The organism is Streptomyces sp. NPDC090088, assembly GCF_044747345.1.
In the GTDB taxonomy this organism is placed as follows: domain Bacteria; phylum Actinomycetota; class Actinomycetes; order Streptomycetales; family Streptomycetaceae; genus Streptomyces.
This window is the reverse complement of record NZ_JBIVDZ010000001.1, coordinates 541,477-564,565: the sequence shown is the minus strand read 5'-3', so window position 1 is coordinate 564,565 and position 23,089 is coordinate 541,477. Positions and strand designations below refer to the sequence as shown.

22 protein-coding genes are annotated in these 23,089 nt (G+C 71.9%); 15 read left to right on the top strand and 7 right to left on the bottom strand.

Translation table 11 applies throughout. The features are described 5' to 3' along the window. On the bottom strand, positions 1 to 1,443 hold the full coding sequence (locus ACIPSJ_RS02635; RefSeq protein ID WP_401342903.1) for an FAD-dependent monooxygenase: 1,443 nt from the start codon (positions 1,441 to 1,443) through the stop codon (positions 1 to 3). A 143-nt stretch (positions 1,444 to 1,586) separates the two neighbouring features. Here ACIPSJ_RS02635 and ACIPSJ_RS02630 point away from each other — a divergent pair, with 143 nt between their 5' ends. Continuing rightward, complete coding sequence (locus tag ACIPSJ_RS02630) at positions 1,587 to 2,186, top strand: TetR family transcriptional regulator (RefSeq protein ID WP_359223736.1); 600 nt, start codon at positions 1,587 to 1,589, stop codon at positions 2,184 to 2,186. 115 nt (positions 2,187 to 2,301) lie between these two features. On the opposite strand, the gene ACIPSJ_RS02625 is transcribed toward ACIPSJ_RS02630, so the two are convergent. The 3 genes from ACIPSJ_RS02625 to ACIPSJ_RS02615 are packed head-to-tail and all read right to left on the bottom strand — an operon-like array spanning position 2,302 to position 4,883. Continuing rightward, complete coding sequence (locus tag ACIPSJ_RS02625) at positions 2,302 to 2,553, bottom strand: hypothetical protein (RefSeq protein WP_355711715.1); 252 nt, start codon at positions 2,551 to 2,553, stop codon at positions 2,302 to 2,304. A gap of 59 nt (positions 2,554 to 2,612) precedes the next feature. After that, a complete protein-coding gene (gene malQ / locus ACIPSJ_RS02620; RefSeq protein ID WP_401342901.1) occupies positions 2,613 to 4,673 on the bottom strand; it encodes a 4-alpha-glucanotransferase in 2,061 nt (686 codons plus the stop codon). Beyond that, positions 4,674 to 4,883: a hypothetical protein gene (locus ACIPSJ_RS02615; RefSeq protein WP_401342899.1), complete on the bottom strand. Its 210-nt coding sequence runs from the start codon at positions 4,881 to 4,883 to the stop codon at positions 4,674 to 4,676. 140 nt (positions 4,884 to 5,023) lie between these two features. Between ACIPSJ_RS02615 and ACIPSJ_RS02610 the strand changes: the two genes are divergently transcribed. Genes ACIPSJ_RS02610 through ACIPSJ_RS02600 form a run of 3 tightly spaced genes read left to right on the top strand, consistent with a single transcriptional unit; the run spans position 5,024 to position 7,619 of the window. Beyond that, positions 5,024 to 5,557 carry a PadR family transcriptional regulator gene (locus ACIPSJ_RS02610; protein ID WP_359223732.1) on the top strand — a complete coding sequence of 178 codons (534 nt, stop codon included), beginning with the start codon at positions 5,024 to 5,026 and terminating at the stop codon, positions 5,555 to 5,557. Then, on the top strand, positions 5,554 to 6,252 hold the full coding sequence (locus tag ACIPSJ_RS02605; protein ID WP_401342897.1) for an ABC transporter ATP-binding protein: 699 nt from the start codon (positions 5,554 to 5,556) through the stop codon (positions 6,250 to 6,252). The genes ACIPSJ_RS02610 and ACIPSJ_RS02605 overlap by 4 nt, the downstream gene beginning before the upstream one ends. Continuing rightward, positions 6,249 to 7,619, top strand: a complete 1,371-nt coding sequence (locus tag ACIPSJ_RS02600) for an FtsX-like permease family protein (RefSeq protein ID WP_401342895.1) — start codon at positions 6,249 to 6,251, stop codon at positions 7,617 to 7,619. The genes ACIPSJ_RS02605 and ACIPSJ_RS02600 overlap by 4 nt, the downstream gene beginning before the upstream one ends. Positions 7,620 to 7,693: 74 nt before the next feature. Here the strand turns inward: ACIPSJ_RS02600 and ACIPSJ_RS02595 are convergent, their stop codons facing one another. Then, positions 7,694 to 8,230 (bottom strand): HNH endonuclease, encoded by a 537-nt coding sequence (locus ACIPSJ_RS02595; protein ID WP_355711725.1) that lies wholly within the window; start codon positions 8,228 to 8,230, stop codon positions 7,694 to 7,696. A 327-nt stretch (positions 8,231 to 8,557) separates the two neighbouring features. Between ACIPSJ_RS02595 and ACIPSJ_RS02590 the strand changes: the two genes are divergently transcribed. Beyond that, positions 8,558 to 9,655 carry a mechanosensitive ion channel family protein gene (locus ACIPSJ_RS02590; RefSeq protein ID WP_401342893.1) on the top strand — a complete coding sequence of 366 codons (1,098 nt, stop codon included), beginning with the start codon at positions 8,558 to 8,560 and terminating at the stop codon, positions 9,653 to 9,655. Here ACIPSJ_RS02590 and ACIPSJ_RS02585 read toward each other — a convergent pair. Together ACIPSJ_RS02585 and ACIPSJ_RS02580 are read right to left on the bottom strand one after the other, a co-directional pair. Beyond that, positions 9,648 to 10,271, bottom strand: a complete 624-nt coding sequence (locus ACIPSJ_RS02585) for a hypothetical protein (RefSeq protein ID WP_401342891.1) — start codon at positions 10,269 to 10,271, stop codon at positions 9,648 to 9,650. The two genes, ACIPSJ_RS02590 and ACIPSJ_RS02585, sit on opposite strands and share 8 nt — an antisense overlap. Then, positions 10,268 to 10,807 carry a hypothetical protein gene (locus ACIPSJ_RS02580; protein ID WP_401342890.1) on the bottom strand — a complete coding sequence of 180 codons (540 nt, stop codon included), beginning with the start codon at positions 10,805 to 10,807 and terminating at the stop codon, positions 10,268 to 10,270. Before ACIPSJ_RS02580 ends, ACIPSJ_RS02585 begins: the two co-directional genes overlap by 4 nt. Positions 10,808 to 11,057: 250 nt before the next feature. Here ACIPSJ_RS02580 and ACIPSJ_RS02575 point away from each other — a divergent pair, with 250 nt between their 5' ends. The 10 genes from ACIPSJ_RS02575 to ACIPSJ_RS02530 all read left to right on the top strand — a co-directional run bounded on the left by ACIPSJ_RS02575 (position 11,058) and on the right by ACIPSJ_RS02530 (position 23,058). Then, on the top strand, positions 11,058 to 11,903 hold the full coding sequence (locus tag ACIPSJ_RS02575) for a hypothetical protein (RefSeq protein WP_401342888.1): 846 nt from the start codon (positions 11,058 to 11,060) through the stop codon (positions 11,901 to 11,903). A gap of 277 nt (positions 11,904 to 12,180) precedes the next feature. Further along, positions 12,181 to 13,392, top strand: coding sequence for an ROK family transcriptional regulator (locus tag ACIPSJ_RS02570; protein ID WP_359223720.1), 1,212 nt, complete (start codon positions 12,181 to 12,183; stop codon positions 13,390 to 13,392). Between the two features lie 64 nt (positions 13,393 to 13,456). After that, positions 13,457 to 14,800, top strand: coding sequence for an ABC transporter substrate-binding protein (locus ACIPSJ_RS02565; RefSeq protein ID WP_401342886.1), 1,344 nt, complete (start codon positions 13,457 to 13,459; stop codon positions 14,798 to 14,800). Positions 14,801 to 14,802: 2 nt separating this feature from the next. Beyond that, positions 14,803 to 15,744, top strand: a complete 942-nt coding sequence (locus ACIPSJ_RS02560; RefSeq protein ID WP_401342885.1) for a carbohydrate ABC transporter permease — start codon at positions 14,803 to 14,805, stop codon at positions 15,742 to 15,744. 2 nt (positions 15,745 to 15,746) lie between these two features. Beyond that, entirely contained in the window at positions 15,747 to 16,640 is an 894-nt protein-coding gene (locus ACIPSJ_RS02555; RefSeq protein ID WP_316772780.1) for a carbohydrate ABC transporter permease, read from the top strand. Positions 16,641 to 16,647: 7 nt separating this feature from the next. Next, positions 16,648 to 17,916 (top strand): 6-phospho-beta-glucosidase, encoded by a 1,269-nt coding sequence (locus ACIPSJ_RS02550; protein ID WP_359223714.1) that lies wholly within the window; start codon positions 16,648 to 16,650, stop codon positions 17,914 to 17,916. Next, entirely contained in the window at positions 17,907 to 18,878 is a 972-nt protein-coding gene (locus tag ACIPSJ_RS02545; RefSeq protein ID WP_401342882.1) for an N-acetylglucosamine kinase, read from the top strand. Before ACIPSJ_RS02550 ends, ACIPSJ_RS02545 begins: the two co-directional genes overlap by 10 nt. A gap of 364 nt (positions 18,879 to 19,242) precedes the next feature. Beyond that, the gene (locus ACIPSJ_RS02540) at positions 19,243 to 20,628 is read left to right on the top strand and encodes a hypothetical protein (RefSeq protein ID WP_401342880.1); all 1,386 of its coding nucleotides are present in this window, start codon (positions 19,243 to 19,245) and stop codon (positions 20,626 to 20,628) included. Positions 20,629 to 20,642: 14 nt separating this feature from the next. Then, positions 20,643 to 21,680, top strand: coding sequence for a glutamate ABC transporter substrate-binding protein (locus ACIPSJ_RS02535; RefSeq protein ID WP_401342878.1), 1,038 nt, complete (start codon positions 20,643 to 20,645; stop codon positions 21,678 to 21,680). Between the two features lie 46 nt (positions 21,681 to 21,726). Continuing rightward, positions 21,727 to 23,058 (top strand): hypothetical protein, encoded by a 1,332-nt coding sequence (locus tag ACIPSJ_RS02530; protein WP_359223708.1) that lies wholly within the window; start codon positions 21,727 to 21,729, stop codon positions 23,056 to 23,058. Positions 23,059 to 23,089: the final 31 nt, after the last annotated feature.

Genomic DNA, 23,089 nt, shown 5'->3' with positions numbered 1-23,089 from the left:
TCACCCGAGGTGGGTGGCCAGCGCCCGCTCGACGTCCGGCGCCTGGGCGCTCTCGGCGGCCCAGGCCACGTATCCGTCGGGGCGCACCAGCAGGGTGGTACGGCGGTCGCTCGCCCAGTGGGCGACGGTCAGGCGGTCCGCGCGTTCCGTACCCGGGTCGCAGGGGTCCGGGGTGACCAGCACGAACCGGCCGCCGCGCAGGGCCTCGTAGAGCCGGCCGCCGCCGGCCAGGGCGAGGTCGGGGACGCGGGTGCCGGTGAGGCGGTGGGCGCCGCGCGGCGCGGGGTAGTGGTAGCCGATGCCGGTGACCTGGCCGACCGCCTTACGGCGGGCCGGGGCGAGGTGGTTGAGCGCGGTGGCGAGCGCGGCCCGCACGGGCAGCTGCCAGCCCTTGGCCATCGCGAGCCGGACGATCGCACCGCTGCTGCGCAGCACGGTCCGGCCGACGGGGTGCCGTTCGCTCTGGTAGGTGTCGAGCAGGTCCGGGGCGGCGTGGCCGTGCAGCACGGCGGCGAGCTTCCAGCTCAGGTTGGCCGCGTCCTGGAGACCGGTGTTCATGCCCTGGCCGCCGGCCGGGGTGTGCACGTGTGCCGCGTCGCCGGCCAGGAAGACCCGGCCGACCCGGTAGCTGGGCGCCTGGCGCTCGTCGCTGTGGAAGCGGGACATCCAGCGGGCGTCGTGCATCCCGTAGTCCCGGCCCAGGGCGAGGCGGGTGATCTCCTTGACCTCGTCGAGGTCCACCGGCTCGTGGTCGGGGACATCACGGCCGCGGTGCCAGCAGATCACCCGGTAGTAGCCGTCGCCGAACGGCGCCAGGAACGCGAACGCGTCGCCGACCGCGGCGGCCGTCAGCAGCGTCTCGGGCTTCTCGGCGAGCAGCACGTCGGCGAGGACCACGGACCGGATCGCCGACCTGCCCGGGAACGGCAGCCCGACCGCCTCCCGCACCACGCTGCGCATGCCGTCGGTGCCGACGACGTACGCGGCGCGCAGGTCCTCCCCGCCCCTGACGTGGACGGTCACGCCGTCCGTGTCCTGGGTCAGGCCGGTCACCTCGCAGTCGTGCCGGAAGTCGACACCCGCCTCGGCGGCCCGGCGCTCCAGCACCTTCTCCACCTCGTACTGCGGGAGGACGAGGACGTGGTTGAAGCGGGAGGGAAGGGCGCCGAGGTCCAGCGTGAGCCCGTCGAAGAGGTTCATCCGGCTGATGGGCCGGCCGACGGCCTCCAGGTCGTCGGCGAGCCCCCGGGCGTCGAGCTGCTCCAGGGCGCGGGCGTGCAGGACGAAGGCGCGGGAGAGGTTGCTGGTCCTGTGGGGACGCTTTTCGAGGAGGGTGACCGGGATTCCGGCGGCGGCGAGGTCGCCGGCCAGGAGCAGGCCGGTGGGGCCGGAGCCGACGACGATCACGCGGGGCGTTCCCGAGGTGCCGGTCGTGCCGTTCATGAGGGCCTCCTGGAGGTCAACGCCTGCTTGCCGACAGGCGCTTGCCAACATCTGTTTGCCAACGCTCGTTGACCAGCCTAGAACCGCGCCGCCCTAGGCGTCAACACTTGTTGGCCCACATATGTTGGCCTACGCTCGTTGGCATGACCGGCACCAACAGTAGAAGCACAGATTCCGCGCACGGCCCGGCGGCGCGCCGCTCCGACGCCAGCCGCTCCGCGATCCTGGCCGCCGCCCGCGAGCGCTTCGCCACCGACGGCTACGAGCGCGCCACCATCCGCGCCATCGCCAAGGACGCGCACATCGACCCCTCCATGGTCATGCGCTACTTCGGCAGCAAGGACGGCCTCTTCGCGGCCGCCGTCGCCCTCGACCTGCGGATCCCCGACCTCTCGCGGGCGCCGCGCGCCGAGGTCGGACGGGCGCTGGTGGAGCACTTCCTGAACATCTGGGAGGAGAACGAGGAGCTCACCGCGGTCCTGCGGGTCGGGGTCACCAACAAGGCGGGCGCCGAGCGCCTGCAGGGCATCTTCCGGGAGCAGGTGGTGCCGGTGGCCCAGCGGGTGTGCCCGGATCCCGAGCAGGTGCCGGCGCGGGCGGCGCTGTGTGCCACGCAGTTGCTGGGGCTCGCCCTCACCCGGTACGTGCTGCGGCTGCCGCCGGCCGTGGCGCTGGCCCGTGAGGAGATCGTGGCGTGGCTCGGGCCGACCGTGCAGCGGTACCTGACCGCGCCGAGTCCCTGAGCGACGCACCGCCCGAGCACGCGCCGAGGGCGCCGGTCGGCTCCCGTACGCACGACACGTACGGAAGGCGACCGGCGCCCTCGGTGGAACGGTGAGGCTGTGGGAAGGCCGGGACCTACGCCTTGGCCTTCGGCTTGGTGACCCGGACCGTCGACTTGTCCAGCACCATCACCAGACCGGCGATGACCGCGAACAGCACGAGCGGGGCCAGGACGTAGAGGCCCAGCGTCTGGACGACGCTCAGGCCCTTGCCGGGGTCGTCGCCGTCGTCACGCGTGAGCGCGAGGGCGGGGGACGACATGAGCAGCATCATCAGCGTCGTACCGGCAGCCAGGGCGCCGGCGCGCAGGGCGTTCTTCTTGTCCACGATCCCCAAGTTAGCGGGCCGACCTGGCAGGCGCGCGTCCGGGGTACCTGTTAACGGGATCATGGGGCCCGGTCCGCGTCGAGGGTCTCCAGCAGGGCCCGCGCCCGCCGCGACGCGGTCAGCTCCTCCAGGGTCACCGGGCGCCCCGCCGGGTCCGCGACGGGCAGGCGCCAGTTCGGGTACTGGTCCCAGGTGCCGGGGAGGTTCTGCGGGCGGCGGTCGCCGACGGTGTCCGGGAGCCAGACGCCGATCATGCGGGCGGGGGTGCGCAGCAGGAACCGGTGGACGGCCCGGATCTCGGCCTCCTCGTCGCCGACGTCGGTCCCGGCGAGCAGGCCCAGGCTGATCAGCAGGGCCAGCCACTCCGCCGTGTCGGCCTTCGCCTCCGCCAGCTCCTGGGCCACCGGGCGGGTCAGCAGGCCGAGGCGGTCGCGGAGTTCGACGTGTTCGCCGGTGAGACGGGCGGCGGTGGACGGCAGGTCGTGGGTGGTGGCGGTGGCCAGGCAGTCGGCGCGCCAGCGGTGCGGGGGCAGCGGGTGGCCGTCGCCCTCCCAGTCCCGTTCGAACCAGAGCACGGAGGTGCCGAGGACGCCGTGCCGCTGGAGCGTCTCGCGGACCCCCGGCTCGACGGTGCCCAGGTCCTCCCCGATCACCACCGCGCCCGCCCGGGTCGCCTCCAGGGCGAGCAGGGCGAGCATCGCCTCGGCGTCGTAGCGGACGTAGGTGCCCTCCGTCGGCGGGCGGCCCTCCGGGACCCACCAGAGCCGGAACAGGCCCATCACATGGTCGATGCGCAGGGCGCCGGCGTAGCGGAAGAGGGCGCGCAGGAGGCCGCGGAAGGGGGCGTGGCCACTGGCGGCGAGGCGGTCGGGGCGCCAGGGCGGCAGGCCCCAGTCCTGGCCGCGGGCGTTGAAGGCGTCGGGCGGGGCGCCGACGGACATCCCGGCGGCGAAGAACGCGCCCTGCGCCCAGGCGTCGGCGCCCTCGGGATGCACGCCGACGGCGAGGTCGTGCACGATCCCGACCGGCATCCCGGCCTCGCGGGCGGTGCGCTGGGCGTCGGTGAGCTGGGTGACGGTGAGCCAGGCGAGCCGGGTGTGGAAGGCGACGCGGTCGGCCAGCCCGGCACGGGCCCGGGCGGTCTCCGCCGAGCGCGGGTCGCGCAGCGCCTCGGGCCACCGGCGCCACTCGGAGCCGTACTTCTCGGCGAGCGCGTACCAGGTGGCGTGGTCCTCCAGGTCCTGCCCCTCCGCCGCGCGGAAGGCGTCGTAGGCGGCCTGCCGGGCCGGATCGAGCGGTACGGCGGCCACCGCCTCCAGCGCCTCCCGCTTCAGCTCCCACACCGCGTCCCGGTCGATGAGGGCGCCCTGGTCGAGGACGGCGGCGCGCAGCCGTCCTGCGCGGTCGGCGAGCGCGGGGTCCTCGGTGTACTCGGGGACGGACTCCAGCCGCAGATGCACCGGGTCCGGGAAGCGGCGCGAGGACGGGCGGTACGGGGACGGGTCGGTGGGGGCCCCGGGGACGGCCGCGTGCAACGGGTTGACCTGCACGAACCCGGCCCCGGCGGTGCGTCCGGCCCAGTCGGCCAGGGCGGCGAGGTCGCCGAGGTCGCCCATGCCCCAGGAGCGCCGGGACAGCAGCGAGTAGAGCTGGACGAGAAGGCCGTAGGAGCGGCCGGCCGGGGTCGGCAGCCGGTCGGGGGCGACGACGAGGTGGCAGTGGCCGCTGCGGCCGTCGGGAGCGGTGGCGGTCACCTGATGGACGCCGAGCGGCAGGTCCCGTACGCGGTCGAGGGTCTCGCCGTCGAGGGTCTCGCCGTCCTCCGTGCGCAGCTCCAGGCGGGTCCCGGCGGGCAGGCCGAGGTCGATCCCGCCGGCGCCCGACCAGTGGACGACGGTCGGCGGCAGCAGCCGTTCGGCGAGGTCCCGCTCGCGGTCGGCGAGAGCGGTGCGGACGGCTTCCGGGCCGCTCGCGTCGACGCCCAGGGCGCCGAGGGCGGCGATCACGGCGGAGGCCGAGGCGGCGACCGTACGGTCCGGGGACGGGCTGTAGGAGGTGGCGACGCCGTGCAGTTCCGCCAGCCGGGACAGCTCCCCGTCGGGGGGAGCGGCTTCGCTCATCTACAACCCCGGCTCGCTGGTCAGCGGGGCCGCGTCGGCGAGCGGCGGTTCGCTGGTGAGGGGCTCGGCGTCGGGCAGCGGCGGCTCACTGGTCAGCGGGGCCTGCGCGCAGGCGCTCTCGGCGCTGAACACGCACAGACGGGGCTCCTCCTCGGTCCGCACCAAGGGTTTGAACTGGGCCGGGATCGGATCATGAACCGTTGCGGCCACGGTGGCCTCCTCGTCGTTTCGTCGGGTACGGCGGCGGGTGCCGGGTCATGGCAGGCCTACCCAGTGAACCGGACGGCACTCTCGACGGAAACCGGAGCGACTATTCACTCAGTACATGTAGCTGGTGCATACTGATCTCCATGAGCACCCGGCACATCCTCCTGGGGCTGCTGGAGTCCGGCCCGAGTCACGGCTACGACCTCAAGCGGCGCCACGACGAGCGCTTCCCGCAGGCCCGCCCGCTGGCCTACGGGCAGGTCTACACGACCCTGCAGCGCCTGGTCCGCGACGGCCTGGCGGAGATCGACGGCACCGACGCCGACGGCGGACCCGAGCGGACCCGCTACCGCTCGACGGAGGCGGGCGGGCACGAACTGGCCCGCTGGGCGGGGGCGATCACCCCGCCGGCGCCGTTCGTGGCGAACGAGATCTTCGCCAAGGTCGTGGTGTCGATCCTGGCCGGCGGCGACCCGGCCGCCTACCTGCTCGACCAGCGCGCCGCGCACATGGAGCGGATGCGGGAGCTCACCGCCGTCAAGACGGCGCCGAAGGCCGATCTGACGACCGTGCTCTCGGCGGACTTCGCCCTCAACCACCTCGACGCCGACCTCCGTTGGATGACCACGACGGCGGCCCGGCTCACCACTCTGACCGCGGAGGTCGACTCAGCATGAGCACCAAGGGGGGCACCCCGATACCGCTGCTGGCGGGCCGGGACCTGGCCAAGGCGCACGGCAGGACCGAGGCCCTGCGCGGCGCCTCGGTCGAGCTGCGCGCGGGCGAGATCCTCGCCGTGACCGGAGCCAGCGGCAGCGGGAAGTCCACGCTGCTGCACTGCCTCGCCGGGATCGTCCGCCCGGACGCGGGCTCGGTGACGTACGCCGGGGAGCGGCTGGACGGGCTGCCGGAGAAGCGGCTGAGCGAGCTGCGGCGGACCGACTTCGGGGTGGTCTTCCAGTTCGGGCAGCTGATCCCGGAACTCACGGCGCTGGACAACGTGGCGCTGCCGCTGATGCTCGCCGGGGCGGCCCGTGCGGATGCCCGGGCGCGGGCCGGCGAGTGGCTGGAGCGGTTCGGGGTGCGCGGGCAGGAGGAGTTGCGGCCGGGCTCGATGAGCGGCGGTCAGGCCCAGCGGGCCGCGCTGGCCCGGGCGCTGGTGACCAGCCCGAAGGTGGTCTTCGCGGACGAGCCGACCGGGGCGCTGGACTCGCTGGCGAGCGAGCAGGTGATGACCGCCCTGGTGCACACGGTCCGGGAGACGGGCGCGGCCGTCCTGCTGATCACGCACGACGCCCAGGTGGCGGCGTACGCGGACCGCGAGGTGCGGCTGGGCGACGGGGCCGTGCTGCCGGCGGGGGTGACCGCGTGAGGGCCGACCTGGCGCTCGCCTGGCTGCTGACCCGGGGGTCGGACCGGCGGGAGTGGTGGCGGGTGGTGCTGACGGCGGCCGGGGCCGCCCTCGCGACCGGGCTCGGGACGGTCGTCGCCGTGCTGGTGCCGATGGACGGCCACCATCACATCGGTCTCGGCGGCGGGCTGCTGGACGAGGAGGGCACCCGGGGCGGTGTGGTCGCCGCGCTGACGATGCTGCTCATCCCGGTGTACGGGTTCCTCGGGCAGAGCGCGCGGATCGGTGCCGTGCACCGCGACCGGCGGCTGGCCACGCTGCGGCTGGCGGGGGCCGGGCCCGCGCAGGTGCGGCGGATCGCGGCGCTGGAGTCGGGGCTCGCCTGCCTGGCCGGCTCCGCCGCGGCCACCGCGGTCTCGGTGCCGGTCCTGCTCCGCCTGTGGTCCCATCCCGTCCCCCTGGCCTGGGCCGGCCTCGCCGCGATGGTCCTGCTGGTGCCGGCGGCCGGCGCGGCGGTGGCCGTGCTGTCGCTGCGCCGCGTGGTGGCGTCGCCGCTGGGTGTCGTACGGCGGGTGCCGCCGGCGGGTCCGGGGCGGCTGTTCCGGGTGGCGACCGTCCTGCTGGGCGTGTCCGCGCTGTTCGTGGTGGTGGCCGTGTTCGTGCGCGACCCCTTCTCGCTCCCCCTGTTCGGGCTCGCCGTCGGCCCGCTCGTGATCTTCGCCCTGAGCCTGCTGATCGGCGCCGTGGCGGTGGGGCTGGCGGGCTGGTCCGCCCGGCGGCTGGGCTCGGCGCTCGCCGCCCGCACCGGCAGCCCCGCGGTGCTGATCGCGGCGGAACGGCTGCGCGACGACCCGTGGGCGGCGGCCCGGACGCACGCGGCCGTGCTGCTGGTGACGGTCGTCGGCACGGCCTTCGTGGGGGTCCGGCAGGTGCTGCTCGCCGACCTGCGCGCCTCCGAGCGCGAGGGCCGCCTCGGGATGGGCCTGTCCTACTACACCGACGGGCTCGATCTGACGGCCGCCGCGATCCTCCTCGCCCTGGCGATCGTGCTGTCCGCGCTCGCCGTGGGCACCGCGGAGTCCCTGGCCACCCGGCGCCGGGGCCTGGCGGTCCAGACCGCCGCCGGGGTGCCGCACGGGGTGCTGGCCCGGGCGCTGCTGCTGGAGACCGCGCTGCCGCTGCTCCCCGCGGTCGCGGTGGCGGGTGCGGGCGGCATGGGGATCGGGGTCTGGTACTCGGCGTCCGTCGGGGAGCACACCGCCGTGGGGGTGCCGTACGTGGCGCTGCTGGTCCCGGTGGGCGTGTACGCGTGCTGTCTGCTCGCGGCGGCCACCTCGCTGCCCCTGCTGCGCCGCTCGGTGCGCCCGGCGGAGCTGCGCTACGCGTGAGAGCCGCAGCACGCGCGTTCCGAAGGGCCCCGTGGCCGAGCCGGTGGCCACGGGGTATGCGAAGGCCCGGATCGTCAGGCGGAGATGCCGTCGATCCGGGCCAGAGCGTCGTCCGCGCCGTACGGCTGCAAGTACGGCAGCCAGCGCGGGTCCCTATGGCCGGTGCCGATGATGCGCCAGGCCAGGCCGGTGGGTGGGGCTGGTTTGTGCCGCAGCCGCCAGCCGATCTCGAAGAGATGGCGGTCGGCCTTGACGTGGTTGCAGCGGCGGCAGGACGCCACCACGTTGTCCCAGACGTGCTGACCCCCGCGACTGCGCGGGATGACGTGGTCGACGCTGGTTGCGACGCCACCGCAGTACATGCACCGGCCCCCGTCGCGGGCGAAGAGCGCCCTGCGGGTGAGAGGAACGGGCCCCCGGTAGGGAACCCGTACGAATCGCTTGAGCCGGACCACGCTGGGTGCGGGGACTGTGACGGTTGCGCTGTGCATAAAGGCGCCGGATTCCTCCAAGGCGACAGCCTTGTTCTCCAGGACGAGGATGAGCGCGCGGCGGAGCGGTACGACGCCGAGCGGCTCGTACGACGCGTTGAGGACCAGGACATGCGGCACGGGTGCCTCCTTGGGCGTCGGCGGCGCGTGGCTCGCGCCGGGACGATCTGTGGCCAGTCTCCCCTCTTGCCTGGTGGACGCGCCACCATGTCCGCGTAACGGGCTGGGAGTGTTTTCGACCACACCGCATTCATCCCCCGGTCGCCGGCCTGTTCAAGCGGGCGTGAGCACGGTCTCTCCTTCGCGTATCGGTCGGGCGGACACACAATGCCCCGTTAGTGTGGTGATCCTGCCCGTCCGGTGACCTTTTCGTGACCTTGAAACCAGCCGTACGACCCGTGACCGCCGTACCGGAGGGCAGTACCGCACCGCCTGGAGGTACCCGCCGTGTCCTTGCCCGCCGTCCTACTGGCCGCCGGTTCGTCGCCGTCGCCGAGCCCCTCGGGTTCGTCGACCCCGGCGGTCCCCACGCTCCAGGACGCCCAGGAGAGCGCCACCAACGCCGCGAGCTGGGTCGAGCAGAACTGGTCGACCTGGCTGGCGATAGGCCTGAAGGTGCTGCTGATCCTGGTGATCGCGGTGGTGCTCAGAAACGTCGTGCTGCGGTCGATAACCAAGCTGATCGACCGGATGAACCGCACGGCCGAGTCGGCGGAGGGCACCACCCTCGGCGGGCTGCTGGTCAACGCGGAGCGGCGGCGGCAGCGCTCGCAGGCGATCGGGTCCGTGCTGCGGTCGATGGCGAGCTTCGTGATCCTGGGCACGGCCGCGCTGACCGTGCTGTCCGCCTTCCAGATCAACCTCGCGCCGCTGCTGGCCTCGGCCGGTGTCGCCGGTGTGGCGATCGGTTTCGGCGCCCGGAACCTGGTCACGGACTTCCTGTCCGGCGTCTTCATGATCCTGGAGGACCAGTACGGCGTCGGGGACTCGATCGACGCGGGGGTGGCCTCCGGCGAGGTCATCGAGGTCGGGCTGCGGGTGACCAAGCTGCGCGGCGACAACGGCGAGATCTGGTACGTCCGCAACGGCGAGGTGAAGCGGATCGGCAACCTCTCGCAGGGCTGGGCCACGGCCGGTGTCGACGTCACCGTGCGGCCCAGCGAGGACCTCGACAAGGTCCGGGCCACCCTGGACGAGGTCGCCGAGAAGATGGCCAAGGAGGAGCCCTGGAACGAGCTGCTCTGGGGCCCGATCCAGATCCTCGGCCTGGACTCCGTCCTCATCGACTCGATGGTCGTCCGCCTCTCCGCCAAGACCATGCCCGGCAAGGCGCTGACCGTGGAGCGCGAGCTGCGCTGGCGGATCAAGCGGGCCTTCGACGCGGCGGACATCCGGATCGTCGGCGGGGTGCCGGTCGCCCTCACGGAGGACGAGGCCCCGGATCCGGCGGCGGCCGTGGCCGCGCCGTCCGTCTTCTCCAACGCGGACTCCCCGCAGGTGGCGGCGACGACCCCGATCGCCTCGCAGCGGCCGGCGGCTAAGTAGCAGCGGCGCCGCAGGTGAGCCGGTAGGCCTCCTTGATCCAGGCCTCGTCGGTCCTCGGTTCGACGCCGCACTCCAGGGAGGAGTCGGTGTTGCCGTTGAGCCAGGTGGTGACGCTGCCGTAGACGGTGCGGCCGGGACAGGCGACGGTGAAGCTGCCCTCCACGACCCTCACCGCTTTGGCATCGACGAAGCGCCCGCCGTGTCCGAGGAAGCCGATCCTGATCGGAGAAGGCTCGCGGTCGGCCGAGTTCTCCCCGGGAGCCGCCAACTCCTCCGCGCTCCACCACTTGAGCTGCTTGGCGAGGGAGGCCAGGACGCGGTGCGCGGAGACACTCCCGTCGCTGGTGTCGACCCGGGGGACGATGTCGCGGACGAGATGGACGGGGAAGGTGATCGAGCTGCGGTCTCCTTCCTTCACCGTCACGACCGGGGAGAGCTCGGTGAGCCTTTCCTCCCGTGTCACACCGCTCCACCGGAAGGTCCCCCCGGGGCAGGCCGGGGTGGTGGCGGACGGCCTGGCCCCGGCCCACTTCTCCGTCGCTCCGGCCGTCACCGCGCGGTCCGCCGTCGCGAGGGCGAGCAGGACGAGCAGCACCGCGATGTCACGCCGCCTCACTTCGCGTCCCCGGGCCGCAGCGTGCGCACTATCTGGCAGAGCGCGGTGAACGCGGCGCCCCGCAGGATCCCGCTCCCAAGGTGCTCGGAGGCGCGGACCTCCACGCGGGCCTCGCCCGAGGAGTCGTCGAAGGTGACCGAGCCCGGGGCGGACAGCCGGGTGCGGTACAGGCGCCAGCGGAACTCGACCGGGTTGCCGTCGCCGACGTCGGAAGCCCGCCCGGCCGCGCCCAGTTCGGCACGGATCCGGTCGAACGGGACACCGGTGAGGGTGTGGCTCTGAGTGGCGTCCAGGAGCTGCTCTCCGGCCTCCACACCCAGGTCGCGCGCCCTGCGTACCAGCAGACCGGTCCGGCAGCCGGCCCAGAGCAGCGCGAGCGCGAGGAACGCCACCGCATACCCGGCCAGATGCCGCAGGGTCGTCAGGGAGAAACCCTGGTCGACGAGATCGAGGACGCACAGCGTGAGGACCGGCACCACGGAATCACCGCCGGCACCGCGCAGCAGCCGTACGAAGAGCCGTCTTCGAGGGGTCATGGTCGGTCGCCGTTCTCCTGGTCGGTGTCCGGATCAAAGGACAGGAAGCTGTGAGAGAGGGCCCGTTGACCAGGCCGGACGAAGATCGTGACGGAGCCGTGACCGCCGGCTCGGCTCCGGATGGATTCAGACGGTCTTCACAGGTCCCCCGTATTCTCCCCGTCTTCGCGATGATCTATGGTCGCCGCATTGCGGGTCCTTGTTCTGGAGCGCGACGTCGCCCGGGGACCCGTCTCGAATGTGGGGACTTATGAGAAAGCTCGCCATAGGCGCCGCCCTGTCCGGCTCCCTGGCCCTGGCCGGCATCGCGGCGCCCGCCGCCTCGGCGGCCACTCCGAACCTGGTCTTCTCCGACGTGACCGTCAACAAGGGCAAGGCGATCGTCGTCGGCACCACCAAGACGGTGAACGTGCCGGTGACGTACACCCTGACCCGGCCCGCCGACCTGGTCATCGACAACAAGAAGACGTTCGCCGCGGTGATGCTCTACCGCGGCACGCTGAAGACGTTCGCCAACGAGCTGGACCCGGAGGTCATGCCCACCTGCACGACGACCTCCACGACGGACACCACGGTCACCGAGAGCTGCTCCGAGACCATCCCGGTCGACCCGGACGAGTACCTGTACGACTCCGCGGACGCCACCACGTGGAAGGCCGCGGGCCTGTACGCCCACTTCGACGCCACCGTCTCGGACGACTTCCTCAGCTCCGAGTCCGACGTGGCCATCTGGGGCAACCTGACCACCGCCAAGGTGCAGCGCGCGGCCAAGCTGACGGTCAACGCGACCCCCGAACCGGCGATCATGGGCAAGACGATCACCGTCAAGGGCAAGCTGACCCGGGCCAACTGGGAGACCGGCAAGTACGCGGGGTACAAGGGGCAGAAGGTCGTCCTCCAGTTCCGCACCGAGGGCACCAGCACGTACAAGAACGTCAAGGGCATCACCTCCGGCACCGGCGGCGCCCTGTCCACCACCGTGAAGGCGTCGAAGACCGGCTACTACCGCTTCGTCTTCGCGGGTACGACGACCACCGGCGCGGCGAAGGCCACGGGCGACCGCGTCGAGGTGGACCCGCCGGCCACCAAGCTCTGACAGACCTCCAGATGCACGAAAGGGCCCGTCCGGATCTTCCGGGCGGGCCCTTCGCATGCCCCTTCGCTCGGCCCTTCACATGTCCATGTCCAGGTAACGAGTGCGTTGCCGCGCCTGCGGGCTATTGACGCACTTCTCCCGGCGGCCTACTTTTTCCAGCCAACAGGAAACTTTCCTAACAGTGATCAAGGAGAGCGGTCCGGCCGGTTCCCCCGGCTGGACCGATCGCCCAGGTCACTGGGAAACTGAGCGGCTGGAAAGGCAGGTGTCGAACCCCATGGCAGGAACCGCCGGTACGCCGGGCACCCCGCGTGTGCTGCGCGCCATGAACGACCGCGCCGCACTGGACCTGCTGCTGCAGCACGGCCCGCTCTCGCGCACCCGGATCGGCAAGCTCACCGGCCTCTCCAAGCCGACCGCCTCCCAGCTGCTGGCCCGCCTGGAGGCGGCCGGGCTGGTCCTGGCGACCGGGACGAGCGAGGGACGGCCCGGGCCCAACGCCCAGCTGTACTCGGTGAATCCGGCCGCCGCCCACGCGGCCGGGCTCGACGTCAACCCCGCCCGGATCCGGGCCGCCGTCGCCGACGTCACCGGCCGCACGGTCGGCGAGTACGAACTGCCGACCCCGGGCAGGCGCTCCGCGCAGTCCGTCGTACGGCAGGTCACCGACGCCCTGGACGGCGCGGTGAAGGCGGCCGGGCTGGCCCGCGACGACCTCCACCGGGTCGTCGTCGGCACCCCCGGCGCCTTCGACCCCAACACCGGCCGGCTGCGCTACGCCTCGCACCTGCCCGGCTGGCACTCCCCCGCGCTGCTCGACGACCTCGCCGCCGCGCTGCCGATGCCCGTCGAGTACGAGAACGACGTCAACCTCGTCGCCATCGCCGAACAGCGGCTCGGCGCGGCCCGCGGCCACGGCGACTTCGTGCTGCTGTGGAACGAGGAGGGCCTCGGCGCCGCCCTGGTCCTCGGCGGGCGGCTGCACCGCGGCTGGACCGGCGGCGCCGGCGAGGTCGGCTTCCTGCCGGTGCCGGGCACCCCGCTGGTGCGCCAGGTGACCAAGGCCAACAGCGGTGGTTACCAGGAACTCGCCGGTGCGCAGGCCCTGCCCCGGATCGCCCGCGAACTCGGCATCGAGGACCTGCCCACCGGCTCGCACTCCGAGGTCGCCGCCGCACTCGTCGTCCGCGCCACCGATCACGGCACCGGCCCGCACCACGAACTCCTCCGTACCTACGCGACCCGGCTCGCCACCGGTCTCGCCTCCCTCGTCTCCGTCCTCGACCCCGAACTCGTCGTCCTCAGCGGCACCGTCCTGACCGCCGGCGGCGAGGTCCTGCGCGCCCTGGTCCAGGCCGAGCTGGAGGAGCTGGCGGCCGCCCGGCCCCGGCTCGTCGTCGGCGACGTCCAGGAACACCCCGTGCTGCGCGGCGCGCTGGAGAGCGCGCTCGCGACCACCCGCGACGAGGTCTTCGACACCTCGCGCTGACCCCCTCAGACCCCCGCACAGCAAGTCCTTCCCACGCTCACCGCCCGCCCCGGGAGATCTCGCCATGCCCATACCCTCCGCTGCCCGAAAGACGGCCTTTGTCCTGACCGCGGCCGCCAGTTCACTCGCCCTGCTCACCGCCTGTACCGGTCAGTCCTCCTCCGGCGCCTCCGACGACGCCTCCGCGAACACCACCATCAACTTCTGGCACGCCTGGAGCGCCCCGAACGAGGTGAAGGCGGTCAACGCGCTGATCGCCGGCTTCGAGAAGGCGCACCCCAACATCCACGTCAACGTCGTCTCCAACATGACCGACGACAAGATCAACCAGGCGCTGCGCAGCGGCGGCGACAAGGCCCCGGACGTCATCTCGTCGTTCACCACCAACAACGTGGGCAAGTTCTGCTCCTCGGGCGCGCTGGTCGACCTCAACCCGTTCTTCAAGAAGGCCGGCATCGACCCGGAGACGACGTTCCCGAAGGCGATGAACGAGTACACCCAGTACGACGGCAACCGCTGCACGGCGCCGCTGCTCGGTGACGCGTACGGCCTCTACTACAACAAGACGGCGTTCGAGAAGGCCGGCATCACCAGCCCGCCGAAGACGTGGACCGAATTCACGGCGGACGCCAAGAAGCTGACGATCGCCCAGGGCGACAGCTACAAGCAGCTCGGTTTCATGCCGGACTACCACGGCTGGGAGACCACGACCGAGCACTACGCGGCGCAGTTCTCGCCGACGTACTTCACCTCCGACGGCAAGTCGAACATCGCCAAGGACCCCGCTTTCACCGAGGCGTTCACACTTCAGAAGAACCTCGTCGACGACCTCGGCGGATTCCAGAAGCTGGAGAAGTACCGGGCGACGCTCGGCGACGAGTGGGGCGACAAGCACCCCTTCCAGACCGGCCAGGTCGCCATGCAGCTCGACGGCGAGTGGCGGCTCGGCATGGCCGTGGACGCCAAGACGAAGTTCGACATCGGCGTGGCGCCGCTGCCCGTGCCCGACGACCAGGTCGCGCAGTACGGCAAGGGCTACATCACCGGCACCATCGCCGGTATCGCCGCCACCAGCAAGAAGCAGAACGCGGCCTGGGAGTTCGTCAAGTACATCACCACGGACACGGACGCGGTGGTGAACTTCTCCAACGCCATCCACAACGTGCCGTCCACACTGGCCGCCCTGAAGTCGCCGAAGCTGAAGTACGACCCGCGCTTCAAGACCTTCCTGGACATCGCCGCCAACCCGAACTCCACGACGTCGCCCGCCTCCATCAACGGCGGTGTGTACCTGGCCACGATCCAGAACTTCGGATACGACTACGAGAGCGGCAAGGTCAAGGACCTCAAGTCCGGTCTGGAGGCCACGGCCCAGCAGATCGACACGGACATCGCGCAGGCGAAGTAGCGATGAGCACCATCACGCTGGCGTCGAAGCGCCGCAGGTCGGCGCTTCGCACGATCGCCTTCATGTCGCCCTGGCTGATCGGGTTCGCGGTCTTCTTCGCGTACCCGCTGCTCTCCACGGTCTATTTCTCCTTCATGCACTACGACGGCTTCAAACCGCCGACGTGGACCGGCACGAAGAACTGGACGTACGTCTTCGAGCACTATCCCTACTTCTGGCCCGCGATGCGCAACACCCTGTGGCTCGTGGTCGTGATGGTCTCGCTGCGGGTCGTCTTCGGACTCGGCATCGGCATGCTCATCACGAAGATAAAGACGGGTACCGGGATCTTCCGCACCCTCTTCTATCTGCCGTACCTGGCCCCGCCGGTCGCGGCGACGATGGCCTTCGCCTTCCTCCTCAACCCGGGCACCGGGCCGGTCAACTCGATGCTGGAGAAGATCGGCATCCCGGCCCCGGGCTGGTTCAACGACCCCACCTGGTCCAAGCCGGCCCTGACCCTGCTGGCGCTGTGGGGCGTCGGCGACCTGATGGTCATCTTCATGGCCGCGCTGCTCGACGTGCCGAAGGAGCAGTACGAGGCGGCGGAACTGGACGGCGCCTCCGCGTGGCAGCGGTTCCGGTTCGTGACCCTGCCGAACATCTCGCCCATCGTGATGTTCGCGGTCGTGACGGGTGTCATCCAGACGATGCAGTACTACACCCAGCCGCTCATCGCCGGGAAGGTCGCCTCGGGCGTCATCCAGGGCGCGGGCACGCAGTTCGAGCCCGGGTATCCGGAGAAGTCGACGCTCACCCTCCCCCAGCTCGTCTACAACCTCGGTTTCCAGCGCTTCGACTACGGCTCCGCGTGTGTCGTCGCCCTCGTGCTCTTCGCCCTGTCCATGGTGTTCACCGCGTTCCTGATGCGGCGCCGGGGCGGTCTCATCCAGGCAGGTGACTGACGATGACCCAAGTACTGGACCGGCCGACGGAGTTGAAGGCCCCGGCGTCGGACGCCGAACGCGAGGCCCGCCGCAAGGCCCTGCTGAACTGGGTGGCGGTCCACTCCCTCGGCGTCGCCGCCGCCCTGTTCTTCACCCTCCCCTTCGTGTTCGTCTTCCTCACCTCGCTGATGAGCGACAGCCAGGCACTGAGCCGGGACCTGATCCCGCACACCTGGGAATGGGGCAACTACAAGAAGGTCTTCGACACCCCCGGCTTCCTGACCTGGTGGAAGAACACCCTGATCTACGCCGGCCTGGGCACCGTCCTGACCGTCGTCTCCTCGCTCCCGGTGGCGTACGCGCTCGCCAAGTTCCGCTTCCGCGGCCGCAATCTGTCCCTGATGCTGGTGATCTCGATGATGATGCTGCCGCCGCAGGTGGTCATCATCCCGATGTACCTCTTCTGGGCGAAGCAGCTGGACCTGTCCGGCACCCTGTGGCCGCTGATCGTGCCGATGGCGTTCGGTGACGCGTTCTCCATCTTCCTGCTGCGCCAGTTCCTGACGACGATCCCGAACGAGTACCTGGACGCGGCGAAGGTGGACGGCTGCGGCGACCTCAGGACCCTCCTCAGGGTGGTGATCCCCATGGCGAAGCCGGGCATCGCCGCCGTCGCCCTCTTCCAGTTCTTCTACGCCTGGAACGACTACTTCGGCCCCCAGATCTACGCGTCCGAGAACCCGGGCGCCTGGACCCTCTCCTACGGCCTGGAGTCCTTCAAGGGCATGCACCACACCGACTGGAACCTGACCATGGCCGCGACCGTGCTGGTCATGGCCCCCGTGATCCTCGTCTTCTTCTTCGCCCAGAAGGCGTTCGTCGAGGGCGTCACGCTCACCGGAGTGAAGGGTTAACCCATACATGAAACTCACTGTGGTCGGCGGAGGCTCGACCTACACCCCGGAACTCATCGACGGCTTCGCCCGCCTGCGGGACACCCTGCCGGTCGAGGAACTGGTCCTGGTGGACCCGGCGGCCGAACGGCTGGAGCTGGTGGGCGGGCTGGCCCGCCGCATCTTCGCCAAGCAGGGCCACGGCGGCCGTATCGTCACCACCTCCGACCTGGACGCGGGCGTCGAGGGCGCCGACGCGGTGCTGCTCCAGCTGCGCGTCGGCGGCCAGGCGGCCCGGCAGCAGGACGAGACCTGGCCGCTGGAGTGCGGCTGCATCGGCCAGGAGACCACCGGCGCCGGCGGCCTGGCCAAGGCCCTGCGCACGGTCCCGGTCGTCCTGGACATCGCCGAACGCGTGCGCCGCACCAACCCGAACGCCTGGATCATCGACTTCACCAACCCGGTGGGGATCGTGACCCGTGCCCTGCTCCAGGCCGGCCACAAGGCGGTCGGGCTGTGCAACGTGGCGATCGGCTTCCAGCGGAAGTTCGCGAACCTGCTCGGCGTCACCCCGGCCGAGGTCCACCTCGACCACGTCGGCCTCAACCACCTCACCTGGGAGACGGCGGTCCGCCTCGGCGGCCCCGAGGGCGACAACGTCCTGCCCAAGCTGCTCGCGGAGCACGGCGACACGATCGCCGCGGACCTGAAGCTGCCCCCGGCGCTCCTCGACCGTCTGGGCGGCGTCATCCCGTCCTACTACCTGCGCTACTTCTACGCCCACGACGAGGTGGTGCGCGAGCTGCGCACCAAGCCGTCCCGGGCCGCCGAAGTGGCCGCGATGGAGAAGCAGTTGCTGGAGATGTACGGCGACCCGGCCCTGGACGAGAAGCCGGAGCTGCTCGCCAAGCGGGGCGGCGCCTACTACTCGGAGGCGGCCGTCGACCTGGCCGCGGCCCTGCTCGGCACCACCGGCAACCCCTACCAGGTGGTGAACACCTACAACGGCGGCACGCTGCCCTTCCTCCCCGACGACGCGGTGATCGAGGTCCAGGCGGCGGTGGGCGCGAGCGGCCCGGTACCGATGTCCGTCCCGGACGTCGACCCGCTGTTCGCCGGACTGGTGGCCAACGTGACCGCCTACGAGGAGCTGGCCCTGGAGGCGGCCCTGCGCGGCGGCCGGGACCGCGTCTTCCGGGCCCTGCTGTCCCACCCCCTGATCGGCCAGTACGAGTACGCCGACGCCCTGACCGACCGACTGATCGCGCACAACCGGGAGCACCTCGCGTGGGCCTGACCGCAAGTGTCCTCGCCATCGACGCGGGCAACAGCAAGACCGACGTCGCGGTGGTGGCGGCGGACGGCGAGGTCCTCGCCACGGCCCGCGGCGGCGGCTTCCGGCCGCCGGTGGTGGGCGTGGAACAGGCCGTGGACGAGGTGGCGGGGGCGGTCGCCGAGGCGTACGGCGCCGCCGGGGTCACCTCCGTCGCCCACGTCTCCGCGTGCCTGGCCAACGCCGACTTCCCCTTCGAGGAGGAGCAGTTGGCCGCCGCGCTGGCCACGCGCGCGTGGGGGGCGACGGTGGCGGTCCGCAACGACACCTTCGCGATCCTGCGGGCAGGCGTGACCGAGCCCCGCGGTGTCGCCGTCGTCTGCGGCGCGGGCATCAACTGCGTCGGCATGCGCCCCGACGGCCGCACCGCCCGCTTCCCCGCCCTCGGCCGCATCTCCGGTGACTGGGGCGGCGGCTGGGGCCTGGCCGAGGAGGCCCTCTGGCACGCGGCCCGCGCGGAGGACGGACGCGGCGAGGGTACGGAGCTGGCCCGCACGCTCCCGGCGCACTTCGGCCACGACACCATGCTCGCGCTGATCGAGGCCCTGCACCGGGAGGAGGTCGAGCCCGCCCGCCGCCACGAGTTGACCCCGGTCCTCTTCGCGACGGCCGCCGACGGCGACCCGGTCGCCCGCGCGGTCGTGGACCGGCTGGCCCAGGAAGTCGTGTCCATGGCCATGGTCGCCCTCACCCGCCTCGATCTGCTGGACGAGGAGACCCCCGTGCTGCTGGGTGGCGGTGTCCTGGCCGGCGGCCACCCCCAACTCGACGACGGCGTCCGCGAACTGCTGGCGGCCCGGGCCCCGAAGGCGGTACCGAGGGTGGTGACGGCGCGACCGGTGCTGGGCGCGGCGCTGCTGGGGCTGGACGCGGCGGGGGCGGGGGTGACCGTGCAGGAGAGGGTGCGGACGTACTTCGAGGGGTGACCCGGGGTCAGGCTGGAGGGGTGGGACGCTTACCGGCGCTGGCAAGGTGCCGCCCGCGCCCACCCGTGCCGCCCCAGCGGCACGACTGCCCGCGGCTGAGAAGAAGCGACGACTGCGGCGCCCCTTTAGGGGCGCGGGGCTGTATTTGATGTGCGGCTACCGCCGCGTGGGCGCGACCAACCCCCCACCGGCCCGCGCCCCGAATCGCAACCGCACCACCCCTCCGGAACCGAACCGATCCCCCCGGCGTATTCATGGGCAGGGGTTCCGCTGCGATCCGATCAAGATCCAGTGAAGGCCGGTGCCGAATGCCGGTCCGGGCGGCGATACTGGGCGGCGACCGGATGACCATGGGGGAGGTCACGTGACACACCCGCCGATCAGCAGCGCGGCACCGCCAGGAGCAGGCCCCGGCCTGCCCGCACCGGCGCCCCCTCGCCGTACCGCGTTCGCGGAGGGCGTCGAGCGGCTGCGCGCCGCCGCGACCACGGAACCCGGCCGGCTCCGCCTGATCGGCGCCGTCCTGGCCGCCCTGATCGTCGCGTTCGGCGCCGTCACCGCCTGGCAGATGGCCGACCGCGCGGCCGCCGCCGACGACGTCCTGCACCGCAGCCAGCCGCTCAGTTCGGGCGCGGCCGACATCTACCGTTCGCTGGCGGACGCCAACACGGCCGCCTCCAGCGGTTTCCTGGCGGGCGGTCAGGAGACCAAGGCGTCCCAGGACACGTACGAGGCGGACATCCGCAACGCCGCCGCCGGACTGGTCAACGCCGCCGCCAACTCCGAGCCCGGCTCGCCCGCCGAGGCGGCCATATCGAAGCTGAACAAGCTGCTGCCGGAGTACAAGGGGCTCGTGGAGCGGGCCAGGGTCTACAACCGGCAGGGCTACCCGGTCGGCGGCGCCTACCTGCGGTACGCGAACGACAAGATGCAGGACGAGATGCTCCCGGCGGCCAAGGAGCTCTACCAGAAGGAGAACACGCGGCTCGCGTCGGACTACTCGGACGCGACGCCGTACCCGTGGGCGGCCATCGTCCTCGGCCTGCTCGCGCTCGCCGCGCTCGCCTGGGCCCAGCTGCGCCACTACCGCCGGACCAACCGCCTGCTGAACCACGGTCTGGTGGCGGCCTCCGCGGCCACCGTCATCACCCTGCTGTGGCTGGTCGTCGGCCACACCCTGGCCCGCGCGGGCCTGGACGGCTCGTACGACCACGGCGTCCGCTCGCTGAACGTGCTGCACGACGCCCGGATCGCCTCCCTGAACGCGCGGGGCAACGAGAACCTGAGCCTGGTGGCGCGCGGCGCCGAGACCATCAAGGTCGGCGACGAGTCCTACGACGCGTACTACTACGACTTCGACAAGGACATGACCGCCCTCGGCAACCGCCTCGCGCAGGCGGCGCGGCTCGCGGACGACACGGCGGGCAGCAAGCCCGTGGTGGCGGCCCAGGGCAACATGAAGGTGTGGAAGGACCGCCACGCCGACGCCCGCCAGGACGACGAGAACGGCGACTACGAGGCGGCGCTGGCCAAGGTGATAGGCCCCAAGGACGCGACCGCCGAGTGCTTCGACAGCGTCGACAGCAACCTGAAGGCCGCGTTGGCCCAGGAGGAGCACGAGTTCCGGCAGCGGGCCACCGACGGGCGGGACGCGATGACCGGGCTGCCGATCGGTGCCGCCATGCTGGGGGTCGCGGCGGCCTCTGGCGCGTTGTTCGGTATCGGGCGCAGGCTGTCGGAGTACCGGTGAGAGGGGGCGTGGCGATGTTCGTACGGAGGTTGCGGGTCTCCCTGCGCGGCTGGGGCGGCGTGGGCGCGATGGCGGTCGGCTGCGCCCTGGCGCTGGCGTTCGTCCTGCTGCTGCCCCTCACCCAGTCCCGTGACGAGGGCGGCGAGGAGGGGACCGGCGGGCAGGGCGGAGTGACCAACGGCAGCCAGGCGCGGGCCGACGACTGCAAGGATTCCCAGGCACAGAACGAGACCCTGTCGCCGTCGGGCGCCGACGGCGCCACGATCGACGCCATCAAGGCCCGCAAGGGCGACGCGCGGAAGCTGATCGTCGGCGTCGACCAGAACAGTTACCGCTGGGGCTACCGCAACCCGAACAACTCCGGTGCGGACCTGGAGGGTTTCGACATCGACCTGGTGCACCGGATAGCCAAGGACATCCTCGGCGACGCCAAGGACGTGACGTTCAAGGCGATCCCGACCAGCCAGCGGATACCGGCGGTGCAGCACGGCGACGTCGACATGGTGGTGCGCACGATGACCATCACCTGCACGCGGCTGGACGATGTCGCGTTCTCCGCGCCGTACTTCAAGACCGGCCAGCAGGTACTGGCGCCGAAGTCGTCGTCGATCAAGGGGTACGACGCGACGCTCGCGAACAAGACGGTGTGCACCGCGGACGGTTCGACAGCCTACGACGCGGTGACCGCCGACAAGGGGACCAGGCTGCCTTCCTCTGTGAGGATCAAAGTCGTGCCCAACCAGCTGGACTGCCTGGTGCGGTTGCAGCTCGGCGAGGTCGACGCGGTGATCACCGACGGCGCGCTCGCCGCCAGCCAGGCCGCCCAGGACCCGACGGTCGAGCTGAAGGGCCCGCCGTTCACCACCGAGTACTACGGCGTGGCGATGAACCGCAAGGCGGACGATCTGGTACGCCGGGTCAACCAGATCCTGGTGGACTACCGGGCCGACGGCTGGCAGGCGTCGTACAGCAAGTGGCTGTCGGCGACACTGGGAACGAACTCGACGAGGTCGGAACCGCCCACACCGCAGCAGTATCTGCGCACGAGCTGACCCGCATCCGCCGGCCAGGCCCCGACAAGCAAGCGAGAGGTGATCGATGGGCGTCACGGACCCCGCCGGGCCGGTGATGGACCGGGACGAGGTGGACCGTGCGCTGGCGCGGCTCGGCGCGGAGCACGAGGCGATCGAGACCTCGCTGCTCGCCCTCCAGGACCACGCGGGCCGCAGGCTCCTGGAAGGCGCCGAACTGACCGGGACGACCCGGGAGCGGTGGACGACCGCCGAGGCCTCGATCAGCCTGCTGTGGGCCTACTTCGACGCGTACACGGACGCGCTGCGCTCCGCCCGGGAGATCCGGTCCCGGCGCCGCTGGTCCAGCCGTGAGGACCTGGTGGAGCTGACCGAGCTGCTGCGCGGCGAGTCCGTGACGGTGGCGGGCAGCGCCACGGCGACGGCGAACGCGCCGACGCTGCTGTCGGCGGCGGGCCGGCTCAGCGAGCGCTTCTCGCTGGCGGCCCTGGTGGAGCGGATGAACGAGCTGTACGCGACCTCGCTGGACATGGTCGTCACCGCCGACGCGGTGTGGTCGGCGCTGCCCGCGCGGATCGATTTACTCGCCGCCGAGCTGCAGCGCACCCGCACGCTGGCGCACTCGGTCGGGGTACGCCCGGGCGAGCACCCGGCGGGCGACGACCTGGAGCGCATCACCCGCACGCTGACGAAGCTGCGCGAGGACGTGGTCTCCGACCCGCTGACCTTCTGGATCCCCGCCCAGGGAAGTTCGGCGCCCGGCGGCGGCCGTCCCGACACCGCGGTGTACGACCGGGAGGCGCGGGCCCTGGAGGAGGTACGGCGGGAGATCGACGCCGTGCTGACGGTACGACAGGACGCCGAGGCCCGGCTGATCAGGCTGCGGGACGTGCTCTCCCGCGCGGACCGCACCCTCGCCGAGGCGCGCACCGCGCGCGGTGAGGTGCTCGCGAAGATCGCGGCGACCGAGGTGCCGGTGGTCAGCGGCCCGCCGACCGCGTTGCAGGAGCAGCTGGCGACGGCCGCCGAGTACCGCCGGCAGGCCCAGTGGCACCGGCTGTCGCCGCTCCTTGAGTCGCTGGAGCAGAAGGCGGAGGACGAACTGCTGCGCGCCCGCGAGTCGTTGACGGCGGTCACCGCACCGCTCGCGGTCCGCGCGGAGCTGCGCGGCCGGCTGGACGCGTACAAGGCGAAGGTGGCCCGGCACGGGCTGGCGGAGGACCCGTTCCTGATCGAACGGTACGACGCGGCCCGGCGGATGCTGTGGAGCGCGCCCTGCGATCTGCGGGTCGCGGAGCAGGCGGTGCTGCGCTACCAGCAGGCGGCGGCCGAGGCGCTGCGCGCCCCGCGCGTGCCGCACCAGAGCGGGCCCGAGGACCGGAGGGGGCCCGGAGCGTGAGCGACAAGGGAGATGGGGGCGCGGTGAGCCT

Coding starts and splice junctions, on each gene's coding strand:
- ACIPSJ_RS02630 (WP_359223736.1), top strand. CDS start 1,587: ATGACCGGCACCAACAGTAGAAGCACAGATTCCGCGCACGGCCCGGCG.
- ACIPSJ_RS02555 (WP_316772780.1), top strand. CDS start 15,747: ATGACCCAAGTACTGGACCGGCCGACGGAGTTGAAGGCCCCGGCGTCG.
- ACIPSJ_RS02580 (WP_401342890.1), bottom strand. CDS start 10,807: ATGACCCCTCGAAGACGGCTCTTCGTACGGCTGCTGCGCGGTGCCGGC.
- ACIPSJ_RS02560 (WP_401342885.1), top strand. CDS start 14,803: ATGAGCACCATCACGCTGGCGTCGAAGCGCCGCAGGTCGGCGCTTCGC.
- ACIPSJ_RS02565 (WP_401342886.1), top strand. CDS start 13,457: ATGCCCATACCCTCCGCTGCCCGAAAGACGGCCTTTGTCCTGACCGCG.
- ACIPSJ_RS02610 (WP_359223732.1), top strand. CDS start 5,024: ATGAGCACCCGGCACATCCTCCTGGGGCTGCTGGAGTCCGGCCCGAGT.
- ACIPSJ_RS02575 (WP_401342888.1), top strand. CDS start 11,058: ATGAGAAAGCTCGCCATAGGCGCCGCCCTGTCCGGCTCCCTGGCCCTG.
- ACIPSJ_RS02535 (WP_401342878.1), top strand. CDS start 20,643: ATGTTCGTACGGAGGTTGCGGGTCTCCCTGCGCGGCTGGGGCGGCGTG.
- ACIPSJ_RS02550 (WP_359223714.1), top strand. CDS start 16,648: ATGAAACTCACTGTGGTCGGCGGAGGCTCGACCTACACCCCGGAACTC.
- ACIPSJ_RS02635 (WP_401342903.1), bottom strand. CDS start 1,443: ATGAACGGCACGACCGGCACCTCGGGAACGCCCCGCGTGATCGTCGTC.
- ACIPSJ_RS02605 (WP_401342897.1), top strand. CDS start 5,554: ATGAGCACCAAGGGGGGCACCCCGATACCGCTGCTGGCGGGCCGGGAC.
- ACIPSJ_RS02530 (WP_359223708.1), top strand. CDS start 21,727: ATGGGCGTCACGGACCCCGCCGGGCCGGTGATGGACCGGGACGAGGTG.
- malQ (WP_401342901.1), bottom strand. CDS start 4,673: ATGAGCGAAGCCGCTCCCCCCGACGGGGAGCTGTCCCGGCTGGCGGAA.
- ACIPSJ_RS02570 (WP_359223720.1), top strand. CDS start 12,181: ATGGCAGGAACCGCCGGTACGCCGGGCACCCCGCGTGTGCTGCGCGCC.